We start from the raw sequence: 13,442 nt of genomic DNA on the forward strand, positions 1-13,442 counted from the left end.
CCGGGGCGGGCCGCGGCCCGCCGACGGCCGCCCGCCCCACCAGGCTAGGACCGCCCGGCCGGCCCCGCAGGGGCGCGCGTCACTTGGGCAGCTGGGCCCGGATCGCCCGGTCGGCCGTGGCGACGGCCGGCTCCACCGGATCGCCCTTGACCGCCGAGTAGAGCAGGGCGTTGAACGGTCCCCAGACGGCGGACATCTGAGGGAGCGACGGCAGCGGCACACCGGTCTTCGCGGCCTGCTCGAACGCGGCGAGGTCGGGGTCGGCGGCGCGCGCGTGGGCGAGGGCCTCCTTGAGGGCCGGCATGCGGGGCTCGGCCTTGTACAGGGCGTCGGCGAGTTCGACGGAGCCGAGCGTGGAGAGGACGAACTTCTGGGCGAGCTCCTTGTGCGCGCCCTTGCTGGCGACGAAGAACGACTGGACGCCGACGAACGACCGGGCGGGGCCGTTGCCCTCGAAGCCGGGCACCGGGGAGACGGCGTACTTGGTCCCGGCGGCCCGCACGTCCGCCAGCCGCCACGGGCCGGACACCAGGAAGGGCGTCTTCCCCGAGGTGAAGGCGGCGGCGGTGCTGTCGGAGGTGTAGGAGCGGCGCAGCACCCCCTTCCCCTTCTCCCCCAGCGACGCGATCTTCTCCATGGCGGCGACCGAGGAGGGGTGCCCGACCCCGAGGTCGGCCGGATTGGGGTTGCCCCGCCCGTCGTCGCCGAACAGGTAGCCGCCGGCGGAGCTGAACAGCGGGTACATGTGGTACGTGTCGCCGGACTTCCCGTCCGCCTGGCTGACGGTGTATCCGACCGCCTGGGACACCTTGCCGGCCTTCCTGAGCTCCTCCCCGGTGGCCACCAGGTCGTCGAAGGTCGCGGGGGCGTCGGGGACGAGCGCGGTGTTGCGGAACAGCACCAGGCTCTCGACGGCGTAGGGGATGCCGTAGAACTCGCCGTTGTACATCACCGCCCTGCGGGCGACGTCCAGGTAGTCCTCCATCTTGTTGTCGAGGACCAGGACGGGGTCGATGTAGCCGTTCAGCACGAGGTTCCCGATCCAGTCGTGCGCGCCGATCATGACGTCCGGGCCGGTGCCGGCCTTGGATGCCTCGACGAACCTCTCCTGCTGGTTCTCGGTGACGGCGACGATCTCGGCCTTGGCGCCGTGGGCGGCGGCGAAGGCGTCCGCGAACGGTCTGAGCGCCTCGGCGCGCTTCTCGTCGGCCCAGATCACCAGTGTCCCGTTCGGGGTCGCCCCGGAGGCGGAGCCGAAGAACGAACCCGAGCCGCAGGCGGTCAGGCTGAGGGACAGGCAGATCGTGGCCGCGATGAGGGGGAGGCTTCTGCGCACGCGTCGCTCCGGGTCGATGAGGGTGGGGGGCATCCGCCGAGCCGGCGTGCGCAGAAGTTAGCAACGCCCCCCTGCCATGGCAACGCTTTTCAGCAACTTTCGCTGCAGCTTCCAATCTCCTTGCATCACCGGGGGCGCCCGGCACGGAAGTCCGCACACGTCGCTTCCGTGCGGGCGCCCGCACACCGCCACGGCGTCACGCTGGGTGAGGACGTGTGCGGCCTGAGTTGCCGCCGGTGGGGGCCCGGACCAGGGTGGTCGGCGGGCCGCCCCCTCCCCGGAGCGGCCGCCTCCTCGATCATGAAAGGGATCGCCCCATGTCCGTGACCCGGACCCTCCGCACGGCCGCCCTCGCGGCCGTCCTCGCCACTGGTGCGCTCGCCGCCGCGGCTCCCCAGGCCTCCGCCCTCGGAGAGGGCAGCATCCGCATCGTGGACGGCCGGATCGTCGAGGACGGCGCCGCCGTCGACGTCACCGTCTCGGTCTCCTGCCCCGCCGGCGACGTCCGCGCCGTGCTCGTCCGCGCGATACAGGGCGTGACCGGCTCGGCGGACGCCGCCGGTCCGCAGCTGCCGATGGTGACCTGCACCGGCGATCCGCAGGACGTGGTCGTGCGCCTCGCCGCGACCCCCTACGTGGCGGGCGTCTCGGAATGGCAGCCGGGCACGGCCTACGCGACCGCGTGGCTGTCCGGCGCGGCGACCGACAACGACCTCTTCGAGGAGATCGAGCTCGCCTGAGGCCCGCTCCCCGACCCGTTCGGGGCCGCCCGGCCCGGGGACCGCACCCCGGACCGGGCGGCCTCCGCCGTCCCCGCCCCGGGTGCCGCCCGCGGAGGTCTACCGGCGCCCGGTCGACAGCGCCTGCTTCTGCAGGTCGCCCAGGACGTCCTCGGGTCTGCGCAGGGCCAGGCCGGCGTTCTTCTTGATCTCGGCGGAGATCGCGTCCCAGCCGGTGTCGCCGAGGGGGTAGAAGGTCGCCTGCGGGAGCAGCGCGAGGAACGGTTCGAGGTCGCGGTGCCGGCCGCCCGTGGTCATCTCCTGCAGGGTGTCGTGGGTGACGGGCATCAGGTTGTACGCCTCGTCGAACTCCAGCGTGTTCTCCCCGGTGTACACGAAGTCGAGGAACTTCTTGATCTCCTTGCGGTGCCCCCACTTCTTGAAGGCCATCATCCAGTCCGCGACGCCGAGCGTGGACTTCAGCGGGCCGGTCCGGCCGGGGATCGGGACGATTCCGTAGTCGATCCCGCCGTCCCCGGAGAGCTTGATGAGCGACGGGTGGCCGTTGAGCATCGCCACCCGTCCGGCGGCGAAGTCCGCGAAGGCCGTCCGGCGGTCGGTGCGGGCCGGATCGGGATAGGTGAGGCCGGGGGTGACGAGATCGTCCCGCAGCCAGCTGAAGGTCTCGGCGTTCTGCGGGGCGTCCAGTGCGTAGCGGCCCGACCGGTCGGTGAATCCGCCGTCGTTCCCGAGCTCCCAGATCAGCGTTTCGGCCTGTGCCTCCTCCGGGCCGAGCGGTAGGGCGTACGGAACGGTGCCCGGCACCTTGTCCTTGATGCGCTGGGCGTCCCTGCGCAGTTCGTCCCAGGTGGTCGGCGGTTCGGTGATGCCGGCCCGGCGGAAGATCGCCTTGTTGTAGAAGAAGGCGCGGGCCGAGGAGACGAACGGGATGCCGTACTGGATCCCCTCGACCTGTCCGGCCTTGGAGAAACTGTCCAGGAAATTCGCCTGGGTGCCGATCGACAGGACGTCGGAGGCCTTGTAGAGCAGGTCGTCGGCGACCTTGTCGGCGTACCCGCCGGTCTGCAGCAGGTCGGGGACGTCGCCGCTGCGGATCATCTCCTTGACCTGCTTGTCGATGTCGTTCCAGTTCACCACCCGGACGTCCACCCGGACATCGGGATTCGCGGCGGTGAAGGCCGCCGCGAGCCTGTTCCAGTAGTGCTGGGAACTGTTCGCGTCCTTGTCGCCGTAATCGGCGGCGACCATGCGGATGGTGACCGCCGCCCCGGATCCGAACCCCGTCGCCGAACAGGCGGTGAGCGTCAGGGAGCAGGCCAGCGCCGCGGTTAAGGCGCGCGGCAGATGTCGTTCCATGGGGAATCGCCTTCGAGTGGTGCCGCACGGGCGGCAGGGCCGGGGACAGGGCGACGCCCGGGAATCCCGCCGGGTGTCGGCGGGGAGTCCACAACCGGTCGGCCACGCGCATTCCTGGTCGAGGAGGGTGGCGAAACGTGCAGGGACGGCCGGGCGAATGGGCGAAAGTCTCGACCAGTCCCGACCGCGGACTCCAGCGCGGTTACCGAATCGTTGCCCCGCGTGACCGCTCCGACGCGCTCCGCAGTGGCCCGGAACCCGGCGCCCGCCCCTGCGGACGCCGGGCCGTCGGTATGCGACGGGGTGTCAGAAATGCTCCGGGCGACCGGTCTTGGGCGCGCTGCGGCCGGTCGCGGATGTGACGCAGGCTACGCGGCGGTACGTCTTGACCGGCTCCGCCCGCCGCTGCCACGGTGGTCCACACCTGTTCGGCCGGCCTCGCGGCGGAGCCGTCCACCGCCGATCGTCGACGCATCCCCGGGAGCCCCCATGCCGTGGCACAGCGCGCGGACGTGCCCGGGGCACGCCGGGCGCTCCGGGCAGGCCGGGGGCCGCGGGTGTTCCGGGCGCTCCGACGGGAGCGCCGGTGTCAGGAGGTGACGGAGGCCGGCAGCACCTGGGAGACCTGCACCGACCCGCCGCACGGCTGGAAGGCGAACGGCACCTTCTTGTCGGCGTCCGCCAGCGGGTCCAACGGCGCACGGAAGGCGAAGCCGGCCGCCTTCGGACAGGGCGCGTCACCGGTCGGCACGTTGCTCCACTTGAGGAAGAACGCGGCGGTGCCGCCCGGTGCGAGCACCAGCGTGCCGCCGCTCCCGCCGAGCCCGCCGAAGCCGGCCGGGATCGCCCCCACGGCCACCGACGGCGCCGGCGCGCCGGGGGGCGCGTACGGCACGAGGGTGGGACGGCCCGTCAGCGAACAGGGCGCCGAGGACACGTTGGTGAGCACGAAGCGCTGCACCATGGTGCCGGCGGCGCCGTCGGAGGTCGAGGCGGTCACGCTCAGCATCGGGTTGACGCAGTGCTCCACCTCTCCCCCGCCCCCGCCGGAGGTGGCCGTCGGGGTGGGCTTCGCGGAGGTCGCGGAGGTCTTGGCCGAGGGCGTGACCGTGCCGGCGCTCTTCCCGGGCGAGGCGGAGACGGTGGCGGCGGAGGCCGCGGCCGAGGGGGCGGCGGAGACCGCGGTCGTCCCCGCGGCGTCCCCGGCCGTGTCGGTGCCGTCACCGTCGCACCCGGCCAGCACCAACGGGGAGGCGAGGGCGAGCAGCACGGCGAGAGCTCGACGGCGAGTGTCCACGACAGGGCCTTTCGTTCGGTCGGTCCGGCCACCGGGGCAGCGCCGGCCCGCGGCGCCCGTCGGAGCCCGCCGTACGCCACCGCCCGGAAGGACGCGCACCGCGGACGGCCGGTTGCCGCCACGGCACACATCCCACACCCCGCGAGGTCCCCGATCCAGCACGGAACGATCACCGCTTCCGCACGGAACCGCGCACGGACGGGCCCGAGCTGAAAGGTCGTCGACGAACCGGCCGGCCGGCTCCCGCCTCAGGCACGGAACGACGCAACGATCCCGAGCACCCTCGCGCTGCCTCCTGGGACGGCGCTCTCGTACAGGGCGAGCCGGTCGCCGACCGCGACCCCCTGCCAGAGCTCCGGGGTGAGCGGAGCCAGCCGGACGGCCGCCGCACCGCCGGGCGCCAGGAACGGTTCGTCCTCCACCCAGAGCGCCGCGACGGCCAAGGAGGGCTCACCGGTCGCCGTCCGCAGTCCGATGTCCCACATCGGGCGCAGCCTGCCGTCGCCGGCGAACGGCGTCGTCCGCCACCCGGCGTCCGCACCGGCGAGCACCAGTTCGGCCCGGACGCCGCCGCGCTCCGCCTCCCCGCGGCGCCAGTCGCACCAGCGGGCGGTGCGCTCCCGGCCCACCTGGCCGGCCGCGTCCGCGAGCAGCCCCCAGTACGGGGGCGGCAGCGAGCGTGCCCGGCCCATCGCCAGCAGCAGGTCGAACGCGAACTCCCAGTCGTGCCGCCACCCGCAGTCCCGGACGTCCTCGGCCGTGCCGCCCTCGGCCGTCCGGACGCCGTCGGGCAGCAGGTCGGCCGCTTGGAGGAGCAGGGTGAACGCATCGGTCATCCGGCCCATGACGGATCACCGCCCCGCCGCCGTGATCACCGGGCCGGTGTCCTACGGTGGGCGGCTCGGAGAGGAGGTGGCGACCGTGGACGTTCCGGTGCGGCTCGTGGTGGACCTGGTGCGCGACCGGGTGGTTCCCGGTGCCGTCCGCCTCCGTGCCCGGCGGCGCCGTGCGCTGCTCGGCGGCGGCGCGCCCGTCCGGGTGCCCGGACGGCTCGCGCTGCGCTCGCGGCTGGAGCTGCTGGACGGCGCCTCCACGGGTCGGCTCACCGTCGAGCCGGGCGGCGCGGCCGTCCGCTTCGACTTCGGCGGGGCGGCGCCCGCGGTGGAGATCCCGACCGGCGGCCTGGTCGTCGTGGCCACCGCGGCCGAACCCGACCGCTGGGCATCGGCGGTGGCCCGGACGGTGCTCCGCTACGAGTCCTCCCCCGGGCGGCCGGTCTGGATCGAGACGACGGCCGCCGACGCCCCGCTCGTCCGCCGGGCCCTCACCGGCGGCCGCTGAGCCCGCCGGAAGCCCCCGTCGCCACGGGCCGGGCGACGCCTTGACCCTCACACCGTGTCAGGCGGTGCACTCGGAGACATCATGTTCACCATCGGAGACTTCGCCCGGCACGGCCGCGTCTCGGTCCGGATGCTGCGGCACTACGACGCGATCGGCGTGCTGCGCCCGGCCCGGGTCGACCCCGGCACCGGCTACCGCCACTACACGGCCGCGCAGCTCGCCCGTCTCAACCGCGTCATCGCGCTCAAGGACCTCGGTCTCACCCTCCAGCAGGTCCAGGCGATCCTGGACGAGGAGGTCGGCACCGAGGAGCTGAGGGCCATGCTCCGGCTGCGGCGGGCCGAACTCGAGGCCGCCGTGACCGCGGCGGCGGCGCGGCTGGTCCAGGTCGAGGCGAGACTCCGAGCGATCGAGAGCGAGGGGCACATGCCCACTGACGACGTCGTCCTGAAGCACGTCCCGGCCGTACGGGTGGCCGAACTGTCCGCCGTCGCCGCGAGTTACGAGCCGGAGGACATCGGGCCCGTCATCGGCCCCCTCTACGACGAGCTCTTCCGGCGCCTGGCCGCCGCCGGGATCACCCCCACCGGCCCCGGCATCGCCCACTACGAGGACGCCCCGGAGGGCGGCGGCCGGATCGTCGTCCACGCGGCCGTCGAGGTCTCCGCCCCGCTGCAGGACGGCGAGGTCACCGTGCTCGACCTGCCGCCCCTCGAACGGGCGGCGACCATCGTCCACCGCGGCCCGATGGACACCGTCCTCCCCACCGCCCAGACCCTCGCCCGCTGGATCGACGCCACCGGCCACCACGCGCCCGGCTACCCCCGCGAAGTCACCCTGGAGTGCCCGGCCGACCGCGACGACTGGGTCACCGAACTCCAGGCACCGGTGACCCCGGCCTGACGGCCGGTCGCATCCCACCGGAGCCCCGGCACGGGAGCCCTTCCCTGCCGTCCCCCGATCGGGCAGAGTGCCCACCGTGCTGATGATCTTCTTGGTGCCACTCGCGTGCTGGCTGCTCGCCGCCGGGACGGCCGGGTGCGGTGGGCCGTGGCGGCGCTACTGGCGGCGTGCGCGGGCGTGCAGATCGCGGCGGCCGAGCGGTGGACGCCGGCAGGGCTGCGGCTGACCGCGCTGGTGGCGGCCGGGATCGCCGTCGCGGTGGTCCTCCTGGCCGGTCTGGCGGTCGACCGGCCGGGACGGGGCACCACCCGGCCCCGCAGGGCGGCCGGCACTGCGGCAACGGCGGCCTGCGCCGTGCTGGTGGGGACGGTGAGCGTGCTGGGGGCCTTCGCCCTGGGGCTGGGAGGGCCCCCGGCCGAAGTGCCCCCGGCGGCGGAACTGCCCGCGCTGCCCACCGGGCTGGCCCTCTCCGGCGACGAGGACCTGGGCTGCGGCGGCTCCTCGACCTACTGCAACCGCCGACTGCACGTGCGGGGCACCGCCGGCCAGAGCAGTGACGAGGTGGCCCGCCGACTGCACGACCGGCTGATCGCCACCGGCTGGCCACTCGTCCCGGGCGACCCGGGCGAGTGGCAGGGCTGCCGCACCCGCGGCCTGCTGCTCGACCGCCACGAGCTCTGCCTGTCCCTGGAGAGCGCCCAGGACGGCGACACCTGGAGCTGAGGATCCGCGGGTCGGCGGTCAGAGCCGGGTCGCCCAGCCGAAGGTGCGGAGGTAGCCGCGGCGGAGCAGCTCGCGGCGGCGGTGACCGCGGGCGGCCGAGGTGGCGAGGGCCGTCAGGAAGAGGGCCAGGGTGAGGCCGAGGACCGCCGCCGCGGCCGGTGCTCCGGCGAGCAGGCCGACGCCGACGGCTGCGGCGAGGACCACGGCGAGGCCGAGGTGGGCGGCGGGCAGGTCGGTGCGCACGGCCTCGCGGTCGCGGAGTACCCGCACCGCAGCGGGCTCGGTCATCGGCCCTTCGGGCCACTGCTTGTGCACGGCCACCACCCTTCGTCGGTCGGCACAGCTTAAGGCCGCGCGCCGCCGTGACCGTCCTGGCCCGCGCCCTCCCGGTCGGAGCGGTCACGGTCGAAGCGGTCCCGGGCGGCGAGCACGGCGTCGCCGTGGGCGGCCGACCAGGCTCCGAGGGTGCGGATCGGGTCGAGGAGGGCGGTGCCGGCCGCGGTGAGCGCGTAGTCGACGCGGGGCGGCGGGCGGCGGCGGGCTCGCGGCGGCCGGCCGGAACGGGCTACGGCCGGCCGCCGCGGGGCAGGCCGGGGTGTCAGGCCAGGTCGAGGCCCGGGTAGAGCGGGAAGCCGGCGAGCAGGTCGGCGGCGCGCTTGGCGACGGCGTCCCGGACCTGGGCGTCCAGCACGTACTGGGCCTTGGAGGGTGCGCCGGCGGCGGTGGTGGCCGGGGCGGTGCCGCGCAGGGCGGTGTCGATGAGGTCGGCGATCTCGTCCATCTCGGCGGTGCCGAGGCCGCGGGTGGTGAGGGCGGGGGTGCCGATCCGGACGCCGGAGGTGTACCAGGCGCCGTTCGGGTCGTTGGGCACCGAGTTGCGGTTGGTGACCACGCCGGAGTCCAGCAGGGCGGCCTCGGCCTGGCGGCCGGTCAGGCCGTAGCCGGAGACGTCGATCAGCACCAGGTGGTTGTCGGTGCCGCCGGAGACCAGGGTGGCGCCGCGGCGCAGCAGGCCGTCGGCGAGGGCCCGGGCGTTGTCGACGACCTGCTGCGCGTAGGCGCGGAACTCGGGGCGGCGGGCCTCGGCGAGGGCGACGGCCTTGGCGGCCATCACGTGCGAGAGCGGGCCGCCGAGGACCATCGGGCAGCCGCGGTCGACGTGCTCGGCCAGTTCGGAGGTGCACAGCACCATGCCGCCGCGCGGGCCGCGGAGCGACTTGTGGGTGGTGGTGGTGACGATCTGGGCGTGCTGCACCGGGTCGAAGTCGCCGGTGAGGACCTTGCCCGCGACCAGGCCGGCGAAGTGCGCCATGTCGACCATCAGGGTGGCGCCGACCTCGTCGGCGATCTCGCGCATCAGGCGGAAGTTGACCAGCCGCGGGTAGGCGGAGTAGCCGGCGACCAGGATGAGCGGGCGGAACTCGCGGGCGGTGGCGCGCAGCGCGTCGTAGTCGACGAGGCCGGTGGCCGGGTCGGTGCCGTAGCTGCGCTGGTCGAACATCTTGCCGGAGATGTTGGGGCGGAAGCCGTGGGTGAGGTGGCCGCCGGAGTCCAGGGACATGCCGAGCAGGCGCTGGTTGCCGAGTTCGCGGCGGAGTTCGGCCCAGTCCTCGTCGGTGAGGTCGTTGACCTGGCGGACGCCGGCGCGGTGCAGGGCGGGGCTCTCGACCCGCTGGGAGAGCACGGCCCAGAAGGCGACGAGGTTGGCGTCGATGCCGGAGTGCGGCTGGACGTAGGCGTGTTCGGCGCCGAAGAGTTCGCGGGCGTGCTCGGCGGCGAGGGCCTCGACGGTGTCGACGTTGCGGCAGCCGGCGTAGAAGCGGCGGCCGACGGTGCCCTCGGCGTACTTGTCGCTGAACCAGTTGCCCATGGCGAGCAGCACCGCCGGGGAGGCGTAGTTCTCGCTGGCGATGAGCTTGAGGGAGGCGCGCTGGTCCTGGATCTCGGCGCCGATGGCGTCGGCGACCCGGGGCTCGACGGCGCGGACGGCGTCGACGGCGCTGCGGAAGGCGGTGCCCGCGGTGGGGTCGACGGCGGTGTGGGGTGCGGCGGGGTAGCCGGGCGTGGCCAAGGCTGTCTCCTCGTGACGACTCGGACGGCCCAGGCGCACGGCGACAGCGTGAGACACGGAGCCGCTCCCCGATGGTCGAATCCATCCCTGCGCGCCAGTCACGGCTCACCGGGAGCGTACCAACCGTGCGGGGCGGGCGGCGCCGGGGTCCGTTCCGCGGACGGGCTTGCCCTGCGGGCGCGGTGGGAAGGGACGCTGCGGGGGCCCGTGCACCGGGGGGCGGGCGACGGGGACGAACGGGGGGACGGCATGACGAAGCGTGATGTCCGCAAGGGCGTGGTGCGGCGCGGGGTGCTCGCGCTGGCCGTCTGGTGGCTGTGGATGCCGCTGGTGGCCGTGCTGGTGTGGGTGGTGAAGCACTTCCTGTTCGGCGGGTTCGGCCAGCAGGACCAGAGTTACCTGCTGCTGGTCGAGCAGGAGTTGTTCCCGCACGGCGGGCTGCTGGACGCGGCGCCGCTGTTCTGGCTGTGGGTGGCGGTGGGGCTGCTCGGCACGGTGTGGGGCGTCGCCTTCGTCGCGGACGAGTCGGGGGCCGGGTTCCGCGGGTGGCGGGTGCGGCTCGTACTGGCGGTGGTGGTGCTCGCGACGGTGGGTTCACTGGTGCGGGCGGGCACCGGGATCTGGGACGACGACAAGGACGCCGGCCGGTACTACGCCAGGGCGACGGTGCTGGACGTCCCGGCCGGCGGCTCGGCCGTGCCGCGTTCGGTGCTGGCGGTCACCGAGCACACCCGCACGGGCGACGGCGGCCGCTGCGACCTGGTCGGCACCGCCGACGTGCCGGCCTGCGTGAAGACCGCGCCGATGCCCGACTTCGACTTCGAGGCGCGCACCGCCTCGTACGCGGCGGCGACCAAGGCGCTCACCGACAGCGCCGGCCTGGCCTCCGGGGTGCACCTGATGGGCCACAGCCTGCACTACCTGCCGGACGCCTCGCAGGGCGGCGGGGTGTGGACGGCCCTCCTGGACGGCTCCGGCGAGCAGCCGATGGAGGGCGTCGCGGTCTGGGACGGCCGCTCGAACACGGTGGCCACCTGCGCGTTCGGCGGTGACCGCGCCTTCGGCCGGGCCTTCTCCGGGACGGGCGCCAACAGCCTGCGCAACCTGCTCGCCGAGCGGTTCCCCGGGCTGGTCTACAGCGAGCAGGACATCTGGGGGTACTGCGACGGCCCGGACCCGCGGACGGCCCGGCCGGTGGTGGTGATCTCGGTGGCCCGGCAGATCGGCTGGATGCAGCGCACGGTGGTGGAGCCGGCGGGGGTGCTGGTGCTGCGCGGTTCGGCGGACGGCAGGCCGGACGTGACGTACCGCGAGGAGGTCGCGCCGGGCGAGCTGCCGGGGGCGGTGTACCCGGGCTCGGTGGTGCGCGCGCAGATCCACGAGGTGCAGTGGCTGGGCGGGCGCGGCGCGAAGGACGACCGCGGCTTCGGCTACTCCCACACCTCGGCCTCGACGAACGCGGACAACCCGGGCGAGTTCCTGCTGCGGTCGAAGAAGGACGGCCACCTGTACTACGTGACGCCGCTGGTGCCGCGGGAGAGCTCCTCGCAGCTGGTGGTGGCCTTCGCGGTGCTGCAGGCGGACCGGACCGGTGGCGGCCTGAACGACCTGCACGTGTACGTGCGCGGCGACGACGCCCCGTCGGTGAACCTGGACGTGCTGGCGAGCCGGATGGTGTCGTACATGGCGCAGCAGACCTCGATCGCCATCAGCGCCGGCGCGGGCGGGGCGTTGCAGGAGATCGTCCCGTTCGGCCGGGACATGTGGCGCGGGTTCGTGGACTTCAACGGGCAGACCCAGGACTACATCGACCTGTCGGGCGACGCCACGGTGAAGCCGAACCTGGTGTCGCTGAACGGCAGCATCACCGCACCCGGCGGGCAGCCGACCCCGGCCCCCGCGACCCCGGCGCCCTCGGCGACGGCCCCCCCCCCCCCCCCCCCGGCGCCCGCCGGGCCGGGGCGGCCCGGTCCGGCCGTCCGGTCCTTGATGGGGGCGGCGACGCCCACCACCTCGGCGGCGATCTCCACCAGCTTGCGGTTGGTGTCCTGGGAGAGCTGGACGAGCCGGTCGAAGGCCTGGTCGGGGGTGCCGCCCTCGCGCTCCGCGAGCATGCCCTTGGCCTGTTCGATGACGGCGCGGGTGCGCATGGCGGTCTGCAGGCCCTCGACCTCGGCCCGCAGCCGGTCGACGGTGGCCTGCAGCACGGACCGCTCGTCCGCCCCGGCGCCGTCGTCGGGCTCCGGGCCGGGCGGCGCCGCGGGGTGGTGTTCGGCGCGGCCTGCCACGGAGCCAGCGTAGCCCGGCGGCCGCGCCCGGCCCGCCCGAGCCGGTCGAGCCGGTCGAGGCGTTCGGGGTGGCCCGCATCCCAATTGCGCAGTTCTCCCCCGGCCTTCGGCCGGGAGGTGCCCCCACGCGCCCTTGAGGTGCACTCGCGGTCTTCGGGTCATCCGGTCGGGGCGGGCCGGCGGGCGCCGTCCGAGCCTGCGTCGTCCAGGCGTTCGCGCAGCTGGCGGAGCGTGGCGGCGAGGATGCGGGAGACGTGCATCTGGGAGACGCCGATCCGGGCCGCGATCTCCGACTGGGTGTGGCCGCCCCAGAACCGCAGCTTCAGCACCGTCCGCTCGCGCTCCGGCAGTTCCTGCAGCAGCGGGCGGACGGACTCCCGGAAGTCGACCAGGTCGAAGTCCGCGTCGCAGGCGCCGAGGCGGTCCAGGAGGGAGCTGCCGGGCTCGTCCGGGCTGTCCTCGCGGAGCGCGTCCAGCGAGTCCGAGCGGTAGGCGCGGCCGGCGGTGAGGCCCGCGGCGACCTGGTCGGGCGCGAGTCCGAGCTCCTCGGCGAGCTCCTGCGGGGTGGGCAGCCGGCCGAGGTCCTGCTCCAGCCGGTCGGAGGAGCGCGCCACGGTCAGGTAGAGCTCCTGCAGGCTGCGCGGCACCCGCACGGGCCAGGTGGTGTCGCGGAAGAACCGCTTGACCTCGCCGGTGATCGTCGGGATCGCGTAGGTGACGAACTCGACGCCGCGCCGGTGGTCGTAGCCGTCCACCGCCTTGATCAGGCCGACCGTCCCGACCTGCAGGATGTCGTCCATGTCGGCGGCGCGGTGGCGGAAGCCCGCGGCGACGAAGCGGACCAGCGGCATGTTCAGCTCGATGATGGTGCCGCGGACGTAGCTGTACTCGTGGGTGCCGGGTTCGAGGGCGGCGAGGCGCTCGAAGAGCGCGTCGCTGAGGGCCCGGGCCTCGGCCTTGCCCATGGCCCGCATCTCCTGCTGGGTCGGGCGCGGGGCCGGGGCGGTGGCGGGTTCGACGGGCGCCGCAGGGGCGGCGGTGGTCGTGGAAGCGGCAACAGCGGACACGGGGAGTCATCTCCGTGGGGCGGGGGGACCGCAGGACGTGCGCGCACGGCGCAGCACGCTGCGGGGGGTGGGACACCCGGCCGCCCGACGGCTTCAGACGGTGGCGCCCCGGCACGTCGAGGTGCCGGGCGGGCCGGCGGCCGCCGGCCACCGGGTCGCGGAGGGGGGGCAGCCTGGGCCCGGCGCCTCCTTCTGGTCGTTCTACCCGCTCGGCGGGCCACTAACCGCACGAAGTGGATGAAACCTGAACAAGAAGGCTTAAAGGTGCGAATCTGCCGGTCGGCTGTCCGCGGATCGGCGGTGTCCGGCGGGTCCGCCCG

Annotated in this window: 12 protein-coding genes and 1 riboswitch; of the genes, 4 read left to right on the forward strand and 8 right to left on the reverse strand. The window is 74.4% G+C overall.

The features are described 5' to 3' along the window. Window positions 1-79: 79 nt before the first annotated feature. Entirely contained in the window at window positions 80-1,336 is a 1,257-nt protein-coding gene (locus tag ABD353_RS18710) for a sugar ABC transporter substrate-binding protein (RefSeq protein ID WP_344624768.1), read from the reverse strand. A gap of 317 nt (window positions 1,337-1,653) precedes the next feature. Here ABD353_RS18710 and ABD353_RS18715 point away from each other — a divergent pair, with 317 nt between their 5' ends. Further along, the gene (locus tag ABD353_RS18715) at window positions 1,654-2,076 is read left to right on the forward strand and encodes a hypothetical protein (protein WP_344624769.1); all 423 of its coding nucleotides are present in this window, start codon (window positions 1,654-1,656) and stop codon (window positions 2,074-2,076) included. A gap of 99 nt (window positions 2,077-2,175) precedes the next feature. Here the strand turns inward: ABD353_RS18715 and ABD353_RS18720 are convergent, their stop codons facing one another. The 3 genes from ABD353_RS18720 to ABD353_RS18730 form a co-directional block, all read right to left on the reverse strand. After that, on the reverse strand, window positions 2,176-3,432 hold the full coding sequence (locus ABD353_RS18720) for an ABC transporter substrate-binding protein (RefSeq protein WP_344624770.1): 1,257 nt from the start codon (window positions 3,430-3,432) through the stop codon (window positions 2,176-2,178). Window positions 3,433-4,021: 589 nt separating this feature from the next. Further along, window positions 4,022-4,729 (reverse strand): DUF4232 domain-containing protein, encoded by a 708-nt coding sequence (locus ABD353_RS18725; RefSeq protein WP_344624771.1) that lies wholly within the window; start codon window positions 4,727-4,729, stop codon window positions 4,022-4,024. Between the two features lie 248 nt (window positions 4,730-4,977). Beyond that, entirely contained in the window at window positions 4,978-5,565 is a 588-nt protein-coding gene (locus ABD353_RS18730) for a hypothetical protein (protein WP_344624772.1), read from the reverse strand. 7 nt (window positions 5,566-5,572) lie between these two features. On the opposite strand from ABD353_RS18730, the gene ABD353_RS18735 reads away from it, so the two are divergent. The 3 genes from ABD353_RS18735 (at window position 5,573) to ABD353_RS18745 (ending at window position 7,696) form a co-directional block, all read left to right on the forward strand. Then, window positions 5,573-6,070 (forward strand): hypothetical protein, encoded by a 498-nt coding sequence (locus ABD353_RS18735; protein ID WP_344624773.1) that lies wholly within the window; start codon window positions 5,573-5,575, stop codon window positions 6,068-6,070. 81 nt (window positions 6,071-6,151) lie between these two features. Beyond that, on the forward strand, window positions 6,152-6,973 hold the full coding sequence (locus ABD353_RS18740; RefSeq protein ID WP_344624774.1) for a MerR family transcriptional regulator: 822 nt from the start codon (window positions 6,152-6,154) through the stop codon (window positions 6,971-6,973). Window positions 6,974-7,078: 105 nt separating this feature from the next. Continuing rightward, window positions 7,079-7,696, forward strand: a complete 618-nt coding sequence (locus ABD353_RS18745; RefSeq protein WP_344624775.1) for a hypothetical protein — start codon at window positions 7,079-7,081, stop codon at window positions 7,694-7,696. Window positions 7,697-7,714: 18 nt separating this feature from the next. Here ABD353_RS18745 and ABD353_RS18750 read toward each other — a convergent pair whose 3' ends face one another. The 4 genes from ABD353_RS18750 to ABD353_RS18765 form a co-directional block, all read right to left on the reverse strand. Further along, complete coding sequence (locus ABD353_RS18750; protein ID WP_344624776.1) at window positions 7,715-7,984, reverse strand: hypothetical protein; 270 nt, start codon at window positions 7,982-7,984, stop codon at window positions 7,715-7,717. Between the two features lie 310 nt (window positions 7,985-8,294). After that, window positions 8,295-9,767 (reverse strand): glycine hydroxymethyltransferase, encoded by a 1,473-nt coding sequence (locus tag ABD353_RS18755; RefSeq protein WP_344624777.1) that lies wholly within the window; start codon window positions 9,765-9,767, stop codon window positions 8,295-8,297. Between the two features lie 20 nt (window positions 9,768-9,787). Then, window positions 9,788-9,879, reverse strand: a riboswitch (ZMP/ZTP riboswitch). A gap of 1,690 nt (window positions 9,880-11,569) precedes the next feature. Further along, complete coding sequence (locus tag ABD353_RS40460; protein ID WP_425555195.1) at window positions 11,570-12,217, reverse strand: ANTAR domain-containing protein; 648 nt, start codon at window positions 12,215-12,217, stop codon at window positions 11,570-11,572. Next, entirely contained in the window at window positions 12,214-13,122 is a 909-nt protein-coding gene (locus ABD353_RS18765; protein WP_344624779.1) for a SigB/SigF/SigG family RNA polymerase sigma factor, read from the reverse strand. Before ABD353_RS18765 ends, ABD353_RS40460 begins: the two co-directional genes overlap by 4 nt. Window positions 13,123-13,442 lie beyond the last annotated feature (320 nt).

Origin of the sequence: Kitasatospora arboriphila, from assembly GCF_039528095.1 — a bacterium.
Lineage (GTDB): Bacteria > Actinomycetota > Actinomycetes > Streptomycetales > Streptomycetaceae > Kitasatospora > Kitasatospora arboriphila.

Coding starts and splice junctions, on each gene's coding strand:
- ABD353_RS18735 (WP_344624773.1), top strand. CDS start 5,573: ATGACGGATCACCGCCCCGCCGCCGTGATCACCGGGCCGGTGTCCTAC.
- ABD353_RS18730 (WP_344624772.1), bottom strand. CDS start 5,565: ATGACCGATGCGTTCACCCTGCTCCTCCAAGCGGCCGACCTGCTGCCC.
- ABD353_RS18720 (WP_344624770.1), bottom strand. CDS start 3,432: ATGGAACGACATCTGCCGCGCGCCTTAACCGCGGCGCTGGCCTGCTCC.
- ABD353_RS18750 (WP_344624776.1), bottom strand. CDS start 7,984: ATGACCGAGCCCGCTGCGGTGCGGGTACTCCGCGACCGCGAGGCCGTG.
- ABD353_RS18715 (WP_344624769.1), top strand. CDS start 1,654: ATGTCCGTGACCCGGACCCTCCGCACGGCCGCCCTCGCGGCCGTCCTC.
- ABD353_RS40460 (WP_425555195.1), bottom strand. CDS start 12,217: ATGACCCGAAGACCGCGAGTGCACCTCAAGGGCGCGTGGGGGCACCTC.
- ABD353_RS18740 (WP_344624774.1), top strand. CDS start 6,152: ATGTTCACCATCGGAGACTTCGCCCGGCACGGCCGCGTCTCGGTCCGG.